The sequence below is a fragment of the Streptomyces sp. NPDC041124 genome, assembly GCF_055592385.1.
The window spans coordinates 285,717-301,556 of sequence record NZ_JBVIYR010000008.1; the positions used below are offsets into that span (position 1 = coordinate 285,717).

Annotated in this window: 13 protein-coding genes; 11 read left to right on the forward strand and 2 right to left on the reverse strand. The window is 70.2% G+C overall.

From position 1 onward, the window contains the following. The first annotated feature begins 1 nt into the window (after nucleotide 1). From secF to relA, 3 genes are all read left to right on the forward strand, one after another. Nucleotides 2–1,117 carry a protein translocase subunit SecF gene (gene secF, locus ACZ6A9_RS23240; protein WP_468988330.1) on the forward strand — a complete coding sequence of 372 codons (1,116 nt, stop codon included), beginning with the start codon at nucleotides 2–4 and terminating at the stop codon, nucleotides 1,115–1,117. Next, nucleotides 1,114–1,662: an adenine phosphoribosyltransferase gene (locus ACZ6A9_RS23245; protein ID WP_468988333.1), complete on the forward strand. Its 549-nt coding sequence runs from the start codon at nucleotides 1,114–1,116 to the stop codon at nucleotides 1,660–1,662. The genes secF and ACZ6A9_RS23245 overlap by 4 nt, the downstream gene beginning before the upstream one ends. A gap of 231 nt (nucleotides 1,663–1,893) precedes the next feature. Continuing rightward, nucleotides 1,894–4,419: a GTP pyrophosphokinase gene (gene relA / locus ACZ6A9_RS23250; RefSeq protein ID WP_468988337.1), complete on the forward strand. Its 2,526-nt coding sequence runs from the start codon at nucleotides 1,894–1,896 to the stop codon at nucleotides 4,417–4,419. A gap of 72 nt (nucleotides 4,420–4,491) precedes the next feature. On the opposite strand, the gene ACZ6A9_RS23255 is transcribed toward relA, so the two are convergent. Both ACZ6A9_RS23255 and ACZ6A9_RS23260 read right to left on the reverse strand, forming a co-directional pair. Continuing rightward, a complete protein-coding gene (locus ACZ6A9_RS23255; protein WP_468988340.1) occupies nucleotides 4,492–5,721 on the reverse strand; it encodes a DUF349 domain-containing protein in 1,230 nt (409 codons plus the stop codon). Between the two features lie 138 nt (nucleotides 5,722–5,859). Then, nucleotides 5,860–6,681 (reverse strand): peptidylprolyl isomerase, encoded by an 822-nt coding sequence (locus ACZ6A9_RS23260; RefSeq protein ID WP_468988344.1) that lies wholly within the window; start codon nucleotides 6,679–6,681, stop codon nucleotides 5,860–5,862. A gap of 184 nt (nucleotides 6,682–6,865) precedes the next feature. Here ACZ6A9_RS23260 and ACZ6A9_RS23265 point away from each other — a divergent pair, with 184 nt between their 5' ends. The 8 genes from ACZ6A9_RS23265 (at nucleotide 6,866) to alaS (ending at nucleotide 15,831) form a co-directional block, all read left to right on the forward strand. Beyond that, nucleotides 6,866–7,573 (forward strand): MBL fold metallo-hydrolase, encoded by a 708-nt coding sequence (locus ACZ6A9_RS23265; protein ID WP_468988347.1) that lies wholly within the window; start codon nucleotides 6,866–6,868, stop codon nucleotides 7,571–7,573. Nucleotides 7,574–7,585: 12 nt separating this feature from the next. Next, complete coding sequence (hisS, locus tag ACZ6A9_RS23270; RefSeq protein ID WP_468988352.1) at nucleotides 7,586–8,848, forward strand: histidine--tRNA ligase; 1,263 nt, start codon at nucleotides 7,586–7,588, stop codon at nucleotides 8,846–8,848. 281 nt (nucleotides 8,849–9,129) lie between these two features. Beyond that, the gene (locus ACZ6A9_RS23275; RefSeq protein WP_468988355.1) at nucleotides 9,130–9,798 is read left to right on the forward strand and encodes a vitamin K epoxide reductase family protein; all 669 of its coding nucleotides are present in this window, start codon (nucleotides 9,130–9,132) and stop codon (nucleotides 9,796–9,798) included. Nucleotides 9,799–9,840: 42 nt separating this feature from the next. Continuing rightward, entirely contained in the window at nucleotides 9,841–11,196 is a 1,356-nt protein-coding gene (locus ACZ6A9_RS23280; protein WP_468988358.1) for a replication-associated recombination protein A, read from the forward strand. Between the two features lie 298 nt (nucleotides 11,197–11,494). Beyond that, nucleotides 11,495–12,109, forward strand: coding sequence for a 30S ribosomal protein S4 (rpsD, locus tag ACZ6A9_RS23285; RefSeq protein ID WP_189560244.1), 615 nt, complete (start codon nucleotides 11,495–11,497; stop codon nucleotides 12,107–12,109). 221 nt (nucleotides 12,110–12,330) lie between these two features. Beyond that, nucleotides 12,331–12,783, forward strand: coding sequence for a DUF948 domain-containing protein (locus tag ACZ6A9_RS23290; protein ID WP_468988361.1), 453 nt, complete (start codon nucleotides 12,331–12,333; stop codon nucleotides 12,781–12,783). A 7-nt stretch (nucleotides 12,784–12,790) separates the two neighbouring features. Then, nucleotides 12,791–13,162 (forward strand): hypothetical protein, encoded by a 372-nt coding sequence (locus ACZ6A9_RS23295; protein ID WP_468988364.1) that lies wholly within the window; start codon nucleotides 12,791–12,793, stop codon nucleotides 13,160–13,162. Then, a complete protein-coding gene (alaS, locus tag ACZ6A9_RS23300; RefSeq protein WP_468988367.1) occupies nucleotides 13,162–15,831 on the forward strand; it encodes an alanine--tRNA ligase in 2,670 nt (889 codons plus the stop codon). The genes ACZ6A9_RS23295 and alaS overlap by 1 nt, the downstream gene beginning before the upstream one ends. Nucleotides 15,832–15,840: the final 9 nt, after the last annotated feature.

Below are 15,840 nucleotides of genomic sequence, written 5' to 3' on the forward strand. Positions count from 1 at the left end.
GATGTCGAAACTCGGCACGCTGGGAGCCCGGCTCCACCACGGTGAGGTCGGCTACGACTTCGTCAAGAACCGCAAGATCTGGTACGGCGTCTCCATCCTGATCACCATCCTGGCCATCGCCGGCCTGGGGGTGCGCGGCCTGCACATGGGCATCGAGTTCCAGGGCGGAGCGGTCTTCACCACCCCGAAGAACATGAGTGTCTCCGTCGCCACGGCCGAGGAGTACGCGGAGGAGGCCTCCGGCCACGACGCCATCGTGCAGAAGCTCGGTGACGGCAGCCTGCGCATCCAGGTCGCGGGCATCGACACCAGCACCTCGGACAAGATCAAGGACACGCTCGCCGAGGACCTCGAGGTCAACGCCGAGCAGATCAACGCCGAACTGGTCGGGCCCAGCTGGGGCGAACAGATCGCCAACAAGGCGTGGCAGGGCCTCGCCATCTTCATGATCCTCGTGGTGATCTATCTGGCGATCGCCTTCGAGTGGCGCATGGCGGTCGCCGCGTTCGTCGCGCTGATCCACGACATCACGATCACCGTCGGCATCTACGCCCTCGTCGGCTTCGAGGTCACACCCGGCACGGTGATCGGTCTGCTGACCATCCTCGGCTACTCGCTGTACGACACGGTCGTCGTCTTCGACAGCCTCAAGGAACAGACCAAGGACATCACCAAGCAGACCCGCTGGACCTACAGCGAGATCGCCAACCGCTCCATCAACAGCACCCTGGTCCGCTCCATCAACACCACGGTGGTCGCGCTGCTGCCGGTGGCGGGCCTGCTGTTCATCGGCGGCGGTGTCCTCGGTGCCGGCATGCTCAACGACATCTCCCTGTCGCTGTTCGTCGGCCTCGCGGCCGGTGCGTACTCCTCGATCTTCATCGCGACGCCGCTCGTCGCCGACCTCAAGGAGCTCGAGCCGGGAATGAAGTCCCTCAGGAAGAGGGTCATGGCCAAGCGCGCCCAGGGCGCGGACCCGGCTGACCCGCAGATGGCCACGGTCGTCGCCGGGGACCACGGGGACGAAGCCGAGGACGCCACGCCGTCGGTCGTGGGACCGCGCGAGTCCGCCGCCCGCAACCGCGGCCGGGGCCGTCCTTCGGGGAGGCGCCGATGACCGAGATCACCGATGTCCCGGCTCTGCTGCTCAGCCGGATCCGGGACGTGGCGGACTACCCGGAGCCGGGCGTGATGTTCAAGGACATCACCCCGCTCCTGGCGGACCCCGAGGCGTTCTCCGCCCTCAGCGACGTCCTCGCGGGCATCGCCCGGAGCACCGGCGCCACCAAGATCGTCGGCCTGGAGGCCCGGGGCTTCATCCTCGGCGCCCCGGTGGCCGTCCGCGCGGGCCTGGGCTTCATCCCCGTGCGCAAGGCGGGCAAGCTCCCCGGAGCCACCCTCAGCCAGGCGTACGACCTGGAGTACGGATCCGCCGAGATCGAGATCCACGCCGAGGACCTGACCCGTGACGACCGCGTCCTGGTGATCGACGACGTCCTCGCCACCGGCGGTACCGCCGAGGCCTCGGTCCAGCTCGTCCGCAGGGCGGGCGCCGAGGTCGCGGGTCTCGCGGTCCTGATGGAGCTGACGTTCCTCGGCGGACGGCAGCGTCTCGAGGCCGCACTGGGCGGAGCCCCCCTGGAAGCACTCATCGCGGTGTGAGCCTCCGCACGAGAAGGGCGCCCCGGAACCCGTTCCGGGGCGCTTTCGCGTCACCTGACCCGGGCCGGTGCGCGGCACGCGGCGGACCCGGAGGAATCCGGTGTCCGTCCCGTGCGTTTCCCGGGTAGACGGTCCTCACACCGCTCCGAAGGCGATCCCGGAGCAGGGGATCGCTACCATGGGGTCTCCGGAGCCTGACCGGGTGACCCGGATCGCGCACGAGGAGTCCTCTTGCCAGACGAGGCCCAGCACCTGACCGCCGCCAAGCCCGAGTCCGCCTCGGCGGCCGCGGCGAAGCCCGCGCCGAGCGCGCCCCACGCGAAGAACGACGCGCGTGGGCCGGTCCAGCACGCCCAGTCCGCGCCCGTGGACAAGCCCGAGCAGACGCGCCCCAAGTCCCCGCCCGAGCGCTCCGCCGCGGTGGCCCGCCCCAACAGCGGCCAGCCCGCCCGCTCCGGATCCTCCAACCGCGTACGGGCCCGCCTCGCCCGGCTCGGCGTCCAGCGCGCCAACCCCTACAACCCGGTGCTGGAGCCGCTGCTGCGCATCGTCCGCAGCAACGACCCCAAGATCGAGAACGCGACGCTGCGCCAGATCGAGCGCGCCTACCAGGTCGCCGAGCGCTGGCACCGCGGCCAGAAGCGCAAGAGCGGCGACCCGTACATCACGCACCCGCTCGCGGTCACCACGATCCTCGCCGAGCTCGGCATGGACCCGGCCACGCTCATGGCCGGCCTGCTGCACGACACCGTGGAGGACACCGAGTACGGCCTGGAGGACCTCCGCCGCGACTTCGGTGACGTGGTCACCCTCCTCGTCGACGGCGTCACCAAGCTCGACAAGGTCAAGTTCGGCGAGGCCGCCCAGGCCGAGACCGTGCGCAAGATGGTCGTCGCCATGGCCAAGGACCCCCGCGTCCTGGTCATCAAGCTCGCCGACCGCCTGCACAACATGCGCACCATGCGCTACCTCAAGCGCGAGAAGCAGGAGAAGAAGGCGCGCGAGACCCTGGAGATCTACGCGCCGCTCGCCCACCGGCTGGGCATGAACACCATCAAGTGGGAGCTGGAGGACCTCGCCTTCGCGATCCTTTACCCCAAGATGTACGACGAGATCGTGCGCCTGGTCGCGGAGCGGGCGCCGAAGCGCGACGAGTACCTGGCCATCGTCACCGACGAGGTCCAGCAGGACCTGCGCGCGGCCCGCATCAAGGCGACCGTCACCGGCCGCCCCAAGCACTACTACAGCGTCTACCAGAAGATGATCGTCCGCGGCCGTGACTTCGCGGAGATCTACGACCTGGTGGGCATCCGCGTCCTCGTGGACACCGTCCGCGACTGCTACGCGGCCCTCGGCACCGTGCACGCGCGATGGAACCCGGTCCCCGGCCGGTTCAAGGACTACATCGCGATGCCCAAGTTCAACATGTACCAGTCGCTGCACACGACGGTCATCGGCCCCGGCGGCAAGCCCGTCGAGCTGCAGATCCGCACCTTCGACATGCACCGCCGCGCCGAGTACGGCATCGCCGCGCACTGGAAGTACAAGCAGGAGGCCGTCGCCGGTGCCTCCAAGGTCCGCACCGACGTGCCGAAGGGCTCCGGCAAGGACAAGGACGCCATCAACGACATGGCGTGGCTGCGGCAGCTCCTGGACTGGCAGAAGGAGACCGAGGACCCGGGCGAGTTCCTGGAGTCCCTGCGCTTCGACCTCTCCCGCAACGAGGTGTTCGTCTTCACCCCGAAGGGCGACGTCATAGCGCTGCCCGCCGGTGCCACCCCCGTGGACTTCGCCTACGCGGTCCACACCGAGGTCGGCCACCGCACCATAGGGGCACGGGTCAACGGCCGTCTCGTACCGCTGGAGTCCACCCTCGACAACGGCGACCTGGTGGAGGTCTTCACCTCCAAGGCGGCCGGCGCCGGCCCCTCCCGCGACTGGCTCGGCTTCGTCAAGTCCCCCCGTGCCCGCAACAAGATCCGCGCCTGGTTCTCCAAGGAGCGCCGCGACGAGGCCATCGAGCACGGCAAGGACTCCATCGTCCGCGCCATGCGCAAGCAGAACCTGCCCATCCAGCGCATCCTCACCGGGGACTCCCTGGTCACCCTCGCGCACGAGATGCGCTACTCGGACATCTCCGCCCTGTACGCGGCGATCGGCGAGGGCCACGTCTCCGCACAGAACATCGTGCAGAAGCTCGTCCAGGCCCTCGGCGGCGAGGAGGCGGCCACCGAGGAGATCGACGAGAGCGTCCCGCCGGCCCGCGGCCGCAGCCGCAAGCGCCGCGCCGGCTCCGACCCCGGCGTCATCGTCAAGGGCGTCGAGGACGTCTGGGTCAAGCTCGCCCGCTGCTGCACCCCGGTCCCCGGGGACCCCATCATCGGCTTCGTCACCCGCGGCAGCGGCGTCTCCGTGCACCGCAGCGACTGCGTCAACGTCGACTCGCTGTCCCGCGAGCCCGAGCGGATCCTCGAGGTCGAGTGGGCGCCCACCCAGTCCTCGGTGTTCCTGGTGGCCATCCAGGTCGAGGCCCTGGACCGCTCCCGGCTGCTGTCGGACGTGACCCGCGTCCTGTCCGACCAGCACGTCAACATCCTCTCCGCGGCCGTGCAGACCTCCCGTGACCGGGTCGCCACCTCCCGCTTCACCTTCGAGATGGGCGACCCCAAGCACCTCGGCCACGTCCTGAAGGCCGTACGCGGAGTGGAGGGCGTCTACGACGTCTACCGCGTCACCTCGGCCCGCAACCGCACGTAGGGGACACACGAGAAGGAGAGGGCTGCCGTACCTCGAAGTACGGCAGCCCCCTCCGTCGCGCGGGCGCGGGTCTCAGCCGCCGAACTCCTCAAGACCCTTCAGCGCCTGGTCCAGCAGGGCCTGGCGGCCCTCCAGCTCACGCTCGAGCTTCTCCGCCTTGGCGGTGTTGCCCTGCGCACGCGCCTGCTCGATCTGGCCCTTCAGCTTGTCCACGGCCGCCTGGAGCTGGCCGGTCAGACCCGCCGCACGCGCGCGTGCCTCCGGGTTCGTCCGGCGCCACTCGGCCTCCTCGGCCTCCTGCAGGGCCCGCTCCACGGTCTGCATCCGGCCCTCGACCTTCGGGCGGGCGTCCCGCGGCACGTGACCGATGGCCTCCCAGCGCTCGTTGATCGCACGGAACGCGGCCCGCGAGGCTTTCAGGTCGGTGATCGGCAGAAGCTTCTCCGCCTCCCCGGCCAGCTCCTCCTTGAGCTTGAGGTTCTCGGTCTGCTCCGCGTCCCGCTCGGCGAAGACCGAGCTGCGGGCGGCGAAGAAGACGTCCTGGGCGCCGCGGAAGCGGTTCCACAGGTCGTCCTCGTGCTCCCGCTGGGCACGGCCCGCGGCCTTCCACTCCGTCATCAGCTCGCGGTAGCGGGCGGCCGTCGGACCCCAGTCCGTCGAGTTCGACAGCGACTCGGCCTCGGCGACCAGCCGTTCCTTGGTCTTGCGGGCCTCCTCACGCTGCGCGTCCAGCTGCGCGAAGTGCTGCTTGCGCCGCTTGGAGAACGCCGACCGCGCGTGCGAGAACCGGTGCCACAGCTCGTCGTCGGACTTGCGGTCCAGCCGCGGCAGGCCCTTCCAGGTGTCCACCAGTGACCGCAGCCGCTCACCGGCCGCCCGCCACTGGTCGGACTGCGCCAGCTCCTCGGCCTCGGTGACCAGCGCCTCCTTCGCGTGGCGCGCCTCGTCGGACTGCCGGGCCCGCTGCGCCTTGCGCTCCTCACGACGCGCTTCCACCAGCTCCACGAGCTTGTCCAGCCGGGCCCTGAGGGCGTCCAGGTCACCGACCGCGTGATGGGCGTCGACCTGCTCGCGCAGGTGGCCGATCGCGGTCTGCGCGTCCTTGGACGACAGGTCGGTGGTCTTCACTCGCTTCTCGAGGAGGCCGATCTCGACAACCAGTCCCTCGTACTTGCGCTCGAAGTAGGCCAGCGCCTCCTCGGGGGAGCCTGCCTGCCAGGAACCGACGACCTGCTCACCGTCGGCCGTACGCACGTACACGGTCCCCGTCTCGTCGACGCGGCCCCACGGGTCGCTGCTCACAGCGCCTCCTCCACATGATGCCGTCGAAGGGGCCTACGCGCTCCCCCGGGCATCGTCCACAGTTTCGTCACGGCCAACATAGGCGACCGACGGGATGCCTGTCCGCATCCCGCGCGACCGAAATTACGCAGTTGGGGCTCAGGATTCGGTGACGGTCGCCTTGTCGATCACGACCGTCGCGTTGGGCGCCCCGTCACCGGCTCCGGTGTTCTCCCCGGCGCCCGCGATCTTCTTCAGCACCGCCATGCCACCCTCCGACACGGTGCCGAACGGTGTGTAGTTGGGCGGCAGCTGACTGTCCTGGTAGACCAGGAAGAACTGGCTGCCACCACTGTCCTTCTGCCCGGTGTTGGCCATCGCGACCGTGCCCGCCGGGTAGGTGTTGTCCTTCAGGCTCGCGTCCTTCAGGTTCTCGTCCGGGATCGTGTACCCGGGACCGCCGGTGCCGGTGCCCGTCGGGTCACCGCACTGCAGCACGTAGATGCCGTTGGTGGTGAGCCGGTGGCACCTGGTGTGGTCGAGGTAGCCCTTGTCCGCGAGGAAGGCGAAGGAGTTGACGGTGTGCGGCGCCGCCGACGCCTTCAGCGCCACGTCTATCGCCCCGCAGGTCGTGTCAAGCCTCATGGTGTACTTCGCCGACTTGTCGATGGACATCGCCGGCTCCTTCTTCCAGGTCTGTTTCCCGGCCTCGCCCTCCGCCGGCTTCTCGCACGGGTCCGGTGCCTTGCCCGTCGGCGCGGCGCTCGGCGTGACCTCGGAGTTCGCGCTGGTCTTGTCGTCGTCCTGCTCCAGCGCACCGGTCGCGTACAGCGCGCCGCTGCCCACGAGGACCACACCGAGCACGGCCGCGATCACCGAGTTGCGCGTCCGCGACTTGCGGCGCGCCTCCGTACGCCGCTGCTGCTGCCGCAAGAACTTCTCCCGGGCGAGCTGACGCCGCCGCTGTTCCTGGCTGACCACCGGGTTCTCTCCTCATGCGTCTCGTGTGCCGGCCGGTACGCGTGCGTGCGTGCGGTGAGCCGACCGCCTGCGTGTGCCCCGTACCGTATATGGGTTCGCTGGGGGATCGGCAGCGCCGGTAGGCTCTGACCACGGGCTGAGTCCCGTCGCAAGCCTCCCGTACCGACACAAACGAAGGACGATCGTGCTCATTGCCGGGTTCCCCGCCGGGGCCTGGGGGACGAACTGTTATCTCGTCGCCCCCGCCGCCGGTGAGGAGTGCGTGATCATCGACCCCGGCCACCAGGCCGCCGACGGCGTCGCGGAGGCGGTCCGCAAGCACCGGCTCAAGCCCGTCGCCGTCGTCCTCACCCACGGCCACATCGACCACGTCGCCTCCGTCGTCCCCGTGTGCGGGGCGCACGACGTCCCGGCCTGGATCCACCCCGAGGACCGCTACATGATGAGCGACCCCGAGAAGGGGATCGGCCGCGCCATCGGCATGCCGCTGATGGGCGAGCTGACCGTGGGGGAGCCGGACGACGTCAAGGAGCTCACCGACGGCGCGCGGCTGGAGCTGGCGGGCCTGGAGTTCTCCGTCGCGCACGCGCCGGGCCATACCAAGGGGTCGGTGACCTTCGCACTGCCCGAGGCGGCGGACATCCCGCCGGTCATGTTCTCGGGCGACCTGCTGTTCGCCGGCTCCATCGGACGCACCGACCTGCCCGGCGGTGACATGGCCGAGATGCTCGACTCGCTGGCCCGCGTGTGCCTGCCGCTCGACGACTCGACCGTGGTGCTGTCCGGCCACGGCCCCCAGACGACCATCGGCCAGGAGCGCGCCACCAACCCGTATCTGCGGCAGGTGGCCTCCGGCCAGGGAGCCGAGCCCGCTCCCCGACGAGGAATGTGACGAGAGACTTCCGTGAGCACCTTCAAGGCCCCCAAGGGCACCTACGACCTGATCCCGCCGGACAGCGCCACGTACCTCGCCGTCCGCGAGGCCATCGCGGCCCCGCTGCGGGGCTCGGGCTACGGCTACATCGAGACCCCCGGCTTCGAGAACGTCGAACTCTTCGCACGCGGTGTCGGTGAGTCCACCGACATCGTCACCAAGGAGATGTACGCCTTCGAGACCAAGGGCGGCGACCGGCTCGCCCTGCGCCCCGAGGGCACCGCCTCCGTGCTGCGCGCCGCCCTGGAGGCCAACCTGCACAAGGCGGGCAACCTCCCGGTCAAGCTCTGGTACTCGGGCTCCTACTACCGCTACGAGCGCCCCCAGAAGGGCCGTTACCGCCACTTCTCCCAGGTCGGCGCCGAGGCGATCGGCGCGGAGGACCCGGCCCTGGACGCCGAGCTGATCATCCTCGCCGACCAGGCGTACCGCTCGCTGGGCCTGAGGAACTTCCGCATCCTGCTCAACAGCCTCGGCGACCAGGAGTGCCGCCCGGTGTACCGGGCCGCGCTGCAGGACTTCCTGCGCGGCCTCGACCTCGACGAGGACACCCTGCGCCGTGCGGAGATCAACCCGCTGCGCGTCCTGGACGACAAGCGCGAGTCGGTGCAGAAGCAGCTCACCGGAGCGCCGCTCCTGCGCGACTACCTCTGCGACGGCTGCAAGGCGTACCACGAGGAGGTGCGCGAGCTGATCACGGCGGCGGGTGTCGTCTTCGAGGACGACGCCAAGCTGGTGCGCGGCCTGGACTACTACACGCGGACCACCTTCGAGTTCGTCCACGACGGCCTGGGCTCGCAGTCCGCGGTCGGCGGCGGCGGACGGTACGACGGCCTGTCCGAGATGATCGGCGGCCCCGCGCTGCCGTCCGTCGGCTGGGCCCTCGGCGTCGACCGCACGGTGCTGGCCCTTGAGGCGGAGGGCGTCCAGCTCGAACTTCCCGCGACCACCAGCGTGTTCGCCGTGCCGCTCGGCGAGGAGGCCCGCCGGGTGCTGTTCGCGAAGGTCACCGAACTGCGCAAGAACGGCGTGGCCGCGGACTTCGCCTACGGCGGCAAGGGTCTCAAGGCCGCGATGAAGGCCGCCAACCGCTCGGGCGCCCGCTACGCCCTGGTTCTCGGAGAACGCGACCTCGCCGAGGGCGTGGTGCAGCTCAAGGACATGGAGTCGGGCGAGCAGACGGCGGTCGGCGTGAACGAGATCGTGGCCGAACTGGAGTCGCGGCTCGGCTGACCGTGCGCGACGGGCGCCGGGTGCCCTCCGGGGCACCCGGCGCCCGTCGCGTGTGGTCACGCGGCACCGGCGCCCGTCGCGTCGGCCGCGTGGCACCCCGGCGGGTGATCCGGCGGGGAGCACCTGTACGACCCCCCGACGCGCGTCGGCCGAAACGCAACACTCCCGGGCGAAAGCCGGTATGCCCTTATGCACGCTCGACGGCGCGTCCACAGCCCCGTACGGCACAATGGCCCCCAGCCCGAAGCAGGTCCACACTCTCTAGTGACGGAATCGGCGTGATGAGCAAGACGACAGTCAGGGACGTCGACATGGAGCCCGAACCCTCCGCCTCGCCGGAGCGCCCCGCCTCCGCGCCCCGCACGGAAGGCGCGAGCCGGGCCCTGGCCCTGCTCCTGGTGATCACCGGCGCCGCCGGCGTGCTCGCCGCGTGGGTGATCACTCTCGACAAGTTCAAGCTGCTCGAGGCCAAGGTCAGGGGCGAGACGTTCGTCCCCGGGTGCAGCCTCAACCCCGTGGTCTCCTGCGGCAGCGTCATGGAGAGCGACCAGGCCTCCGTCTTCGGCTTCCCCAACCCGATGCTCGGCCTCGTCACCTACGGCATCGTGGTCTGCGTCGGCGTGAGCCTGCTGGCCCGGGCCCGCTTCCCGCGCTGGTACTGGCTCACCCTCAACGCGGGCATGCTCTTCGGCGTCGCCTTCTGCGCCTGGCTGATGTTCCAGTCGCTGTACCGGATCAACGCCCTGTGCCTGTGGTGCTGCCTGGCCTGGGTCGCCACGATCATCATGTTCTGGTACGTGACGTCGTTCAACGTCCGCCAGGGCTTCCTGCCCGCACCGGGCTGGCTGAAGGGCTTCTTCGGCGAGTTCACCTGGGTCCTGCCGGTCCTGCACATCGGCATCATCGGCATGCTGATCCTGACCCGCTGGTGGGAGTTCTGGACGAGCTGACCGCCCGCCCGGGCTGTCGGTGCGGTGCCTTAGGGTTTCAGCGTGGAGCCCGACCTGTTCACCGCCGCAGCAGAAGAACGCCAGGAGAAGGACCCGACCGGCAGCCCGCTGGCGGTCCGGATGCGCCCGCGCACCCTCGACGAGGTGGTGGGCCAGCAGCACCTGCTGAAGCCGGGCTCCCCCCTGCGCAGACTGGTCGGTGAAGGCGCCTCGGGCCCCGCGGGTCCCTCCTCGGTGATCCTCTGGGGCCCTCCCGGCACCGGCAAGACGACCCTGGCCTACGTCGTCTCCAAGGCCACCAACAAGCGCTTCGTGGAGCTGTCGGCGATCACCGCGGGCGTCAAGGAGGTCCGCGCGGTCATCGACGGCGCCCGCCGCGCCTCCGGCGGATACGGCCAGGAGACCGTCCTCTTCCTCGACGAGATCCACCGTTTCAGCAAGGCGCAGCAGGACTCCCTGCTCCCGGCCGTGGAGAACCGCTGGGTCACCCTGATCGCCGCCACCACCGAGAACCCCTACTTCTCGGTCATCTCGCCGCTGCTCTCCCGCTCCCTGCTGCTCACCCTCGAACCGCTCACCGACGCCGACATCCGGGACCTGCTCCAGCGGGCCCTCACCGACGAGCGGGGCCTCAAGAGCGCCCTCGCCCTCCCCGACGACACCGCGGACCACCTCCAGCGGATCGCGGGGGGTGACGCCCGGCGCGCGCTCACCGCCCTGGAGGCCGCAGCCGGCGCCGCCCTCGACAAGGGCGAGGCGGAGATCACCCTGGCCACCCTGGAGGAGACGGTCGACCGGGCGGCGGTGAAGTACGACCGGGACGGCGACCAGCACTACGACGTCGCCAGCGCCCTGATCAAATCCATCCGCGGCTCCGACGTGGATGCCGCCCTGCACTACCTGGCCCGCATGATCGAGGCCGGCGAGGACCCCCGCTTCATCGCCCGCCGGCTGATGATCTCCGCCAGCGAGGACATCGGCCTCGCCGACCCCACCGCCCTGCCCGTCGCGGTCGCCGCCGCCCAGGCCGTCGCCATGATCGGCTTCCCCGAGGCCGCGCTCACCCTCAGCCACGCCACCATCGCCCTCGCTCTCGCCCCCAAGTCCAACGCGGCGACCACCGCCATCGGCGCCGCCCTGGACGACGTGCGCAAGGGCCTTGCCGGGCCCGTGCCGTCGCACCTGCGGGACAGCCACTACAAGGGCGCGACGAAGCTGGGGCACGGAAAGGGCTACACCTTCCCGCACGACCTGCCCGAGGGGATCGCCGCCCAGCAGTACGCGCCGGACGCGCTGAAGGACCGGGAGTACTACGAGCCCACCCGGCACGGCGCGGAGGCCCGTTACGCGGACGCGGTGGAGTGGACCAGGAAGCACCTCGGTCGGAAGCGGCCCTGACCACCCTGTAGAATCGTGCGCAGTGCTGAGTCCCGTGTCCGGCTCCGGTCGGCGCCTCAGGCGGGACACCCAGCCGGATCTTCGATCCAGGAGCGTCGCGCACCGTCGTAGGTGTCGCGGGCAGCCCACCACCACCCGCACGTCAGGGGACCGGTCGGTGGGCCGTTCGTGTGCTGCACGTATGTGCCCAGACCAGGGGAGCGGCTGCCCACCAGGTCCCCCGGACCCGATGGGAATCCCCGGCTGCGGATGCGACCTCCCGTAACCCTGAGGCAGCCGAAGAGGAAAAGGAAAAGAAGTGGCGAACCAGTCCCGCCCCAAGGTCAAGAAGTCGCGTGCCCTCGGCATCGCGCTGACCCCGAAGGCCGTCAAGTACTTCGAGGCCCGCCCCTACCCGCCGGGTGAGCACGGCCGTGGCCGCAAGCAGAACTCGGACTACAAGGTCCGTCTGCTGGAGAAGCAGCGTCTGCGCGCGCAGTACGACCTCTCCGAGCGCCAGCTGGTCCGCGCCTACGAGCGCGCCTCCAAGACCTCGATGAAGACCGGCGAGGCCCTCGTCATCGAGCTCGAGCGCCGTCTCGACGCGCTGGTCCTGCGTTCGGGCATCGCCCGCACGATCTACCAGGCCCGCCAGATGGTCACGCACGGCCACATCCAGGTCAACGGCAAGAAGGTCGACAAGCCCTCCTTCCGTGTCCGCCCGGACGACGTCGTGCAGGTCCGTGAGCGCAGCAAGGAGAAGACCCTCTTCACGATCGCCCGTGAGGGTGGCTTCGCCCCCGACGGTGAGATCCCGCGCTACCTCCAGGTGAACCTCAAGGCCCTGGCGTTCCGCCTGGACCGTGAGCCGAACCGCAAGGAGATCCCGGTGATCTGCGACGAGCAGCTCGTCGTCGAGTACTACGCCCGCTGATCCCAGCAGGCACGCGGTATCCCGAGCCCGCCGTCTCCCCGCCCTCGTGGGCGGCAGGAGGCGGCGGGCTCGTCTTGGCCCGGGCCGGTCCGCGCCCGGCAGGCCCTCCGTGCGGCGACCCGGCCGGTGGCGCACCGTAATCCGGTACGGAGGGGCGTCATGGGCGCGATAGGCTCGGGTACACGAATTTCTCGATGTTCAGGCGCGTGACAAGGGAGCGGGTGCACACAGTGTCCGGTGGCGAGGTGGCCGGAATCCTGGTGGCCGTGTTCTGGGCGATCCTGGTCTCCTTCCTCGCCGTCGCGCTGGCGAGGCTGGCCCAGACGCTCCGGGCGACCACCAGGCTCGTGGCGGAGGTGACCGACCAGGCGGTCCCGCTGCTGGCGGACGCCTCCACGGCGGTGCGGTCCGCGCAGACCCAGATCGAGCGGGTCGACGCGATCGCCTCCGACGTCCAGGAGGTCACGTCCAACGCCTCCGCGCTGTCGACCACCGTGGCCTCCACCTTCGGCGGCCCGCTGGTCAAGGTCGCCGCCTTCGGCTACGGCGTACGCCGGGCCGTCAGCGGCCGCAAGGACGACGCCCCGGCCAGGGAGCCGAGGCGTTCCGTGATCGTGGGCCGCACCGTCCCGGGCGCGCGGCGTGACAAGCGGACCCGGGGAAAGAGGGACTGACCCAGCGATGTTCCGCCGAACGTTCTGGTTCACCAGCGGCGTCGCCGCCGGAGTGTGGGCCACCACCAAGGTCAACCGCAAGATCAAGCAGCTGACGCCCGAGCACCTCGCCGTCACCGCGGCGAACAAGGCGATCGAGGCAGGCGGCCGGCTCAGGGACCGCGCGGTCGACTTCGCGCACGAGGTCCGCGACAACATGGCCCGGCGCGAGGCCGAACTGAGCGACGCGCTCGGGCTCGACGCCCCCGTCGACCGCGAACTCCCCCCGCCCCGGGGCTACGCCGTCATCGAGAACCGCAACAGCCCCAAGTACGTCGAGGGCCCCGCGCACCAGTCGACGTACCCGACGTACCCGTACAACCGGAATGAGGACCACTGATGGAGTCGGCCGAGATCCGCCGCCGCTGGCTGAGCTTCTTCGAGGAGCGCGGGCACACCGTCGTCCCTTCGGCGTCGCTCATCGCGGACGACCCGACTCTGCTGCTCGTCCCGGCCGGCATGGTGCCCTTCAAGCCGTACTTCCTGGGCGAGGTCAAGCCGCCCTTCGAGCGCGCCACCAGCGTGCAGAAGTGCGTGCGCACGCCCGACATCGAAGAGGTCGGCAAGACCACCCGGCACGGCACCTTCTTCCAGATGTGCGGCAACTTCTCCTTCGGCGACTACTTCAAGGAAGGCGCCATCAAGCTCGCCTGGGAGCTGCTCACCGGCGCCCAGGACAAGGGCGGTTACGGCCTCGACCCCGAGCGCCTGTGGATCACCGTCTACCAGGACGACGACGAGGCCGAGCAGATCTGGCGCGACGTCGTCGGTGTGCCCGCCAAGCGCATCCAGCGCCTCGGCAAGAAGGACAACTTCTGGGACATGGGCGTCCCCGGCCCCTGCGGCCCCTGCTCCGAGATCAACTACGACCGCGGCCCCGAGTTCGGCGTCGAGGGCGGCCCCGCCGTCAACGACGAGCGGTACGTGGAGATCTGGAACCTCGTCTTCATGCAGTACGAGCGCGGCGAGGGTCCCGGCAAGGACTACCCGATCCTCGGCGACCTGCCGAGCAAGAACATCGACACCGGCCTCGGCCTCGAGCGGCTCGCCATGATTCTGCAGGGCGTGCAGAACATGTACGAGATCGACACCTCCATGGCCGTGATCGACAAGGCGACCGAGCTGACCGGCGTCCGCTACGGGGACGCCCAGGGCTCGGACGTCTCCCTGCGCGTGGTGACCGACCACATGCGCACCTCCGTGATGCTCATCGGTGACGGCGTCACCCCGGGCAACGAGGGCCGCGGCTACGTGCTGCGCCGCATCATGCGCCGCGCCATCCGCAACATGCGTCTGCTCGGCGCCACCGGCCCGGTGGTCAGGGACCTGATCGACGTCGTCATCCGCATGATGGGGCAGCAGTACCCGGAGCTGGTCACCGACCGCGAGCGGATCGAGAAGGTCGCCGTCGCCGAGGAGAACGCCTTCCTGAAGACGCTGAAGGCCGGCACCAACATCCTCGACACGGCCATCACCGACACCAAGTCCGCCGGCTCCACCGTGCTGCCCGGCGACAAGGCCTTCCTGCTCCACGACACGTGGGGCTTCCCGATCGACCTCACCCTGGAGATGGCCGCCGAGCAGGGGCTCTCCGTGGACGAGGACGGCTTCCGCCGCCTGATGAAGGAGCAGCGGGAGAAGGCCAAGGCCGACGCCCGGTCCAAGAAGACCGGCCACGCCGACCTCGGCGCCTACCGTGAGATCGCCGACCGCGCCGGGGCCACCGACTTCATCGGCTACACCGACACCGAGGGCGAGTCCACGGTCGTCGGCATCCTCGTCGACGGCGTCTCCTCGCCCGCCGCCACCGAGGGCGACGAGGTCGAGATCGTCCTCGACCGCACCCCCTTCTACGCCGAGGGCGGCGGCCAGATCGGCGACACCGGCCGGATCAGGGCCGACTCCGGCGCCGTCATCGAGATCCGCGACTGCCAGAAGCCGGTCCCCGGCGTCTACGTCCACAAGGGCGTCGTGCAGGTAGGCGAGATCACCGTCGGCGCCAAGGCCCACGCCTCGATCGACGACCGCCGGCGCAAGTCGATCGCCCGCGCCCACTCGGCCACCCACCTCACCCACCAGGCGCTGCGCGACGCCCTCGGCCCGACGGCCGCCCAGGCCGGCTCCGAGAACCAGCCCGGCCGCTTCCGCTTCGACTTCGGCTCCCCGTCCGCCGTACCGCAGACGGTCATGCTCGACGTCGAGCAGAAGATCAACGAGGTGCTCGCCCGCGACCTCGACGTGCGCGCCGACGTCATGGGCATCGACGAGGCCAAGAAGCAGGGCGCCATCGCCGAGTTCGGCGAGAAGTACGGCGAGCGCGTCCGCGTCGTCACCATCGGCGACTTCTCCAAGGAGCTGTGCGGCGGCACCCACGTGCACAACACCGCCCAGCTCGGACTGGTGAAGCTGCTCGGCGAGTCGTCCATCGGCTCCGGGGTGCGCCGCATCGAGGCCCTGGTCGGCGTGGACGCCTACACCTTCCTCGCCCGTGAGCACACGGTCGTCAACCAGCTCACCGAACTGCTCAAGGGCCGCTCCGAGGAGCTGCCGGAGAAGGTCTCCGCCATGCTCGGCAAGCTGAAGGACGCCGAGAAGGAGATCGAGAAGTTCCGCGCCGAGAAGGTCCTCCAGGCCGCCGCCGGCCTCGCCGAGTCCGCCAAGGACATCAAGGGCGTCGCGCTGGTCACCGGTCAGGTCCCGGACGGCACCGCCGCCGACGACCTGCGCAAGCTGGTCCTCGACGTGCGCGGCCGCATCCGGGGAGGCCGGGCCGCCGTCGTCGCCCTCTTCGCGGTCAGCAACGGCAAGCCCCTCACCGTCATCGCCACCAACGAGGCCGCCCGCGAGCGCGGTCTCAAGGCCGGTGACCTGGTCCGCGCCGCCGCCAAGACCCTCGGCGGCGGTGGCGGCGGCAAGCCGGACGTCGCCCAGGGCGGCGGCCAGAACCCGGCCGCCGTCGGCGAGGCCGTCGACGCCGTCGAGCGCCTCGTGGCGGACACCGCCAAGTGAACGGCCCCG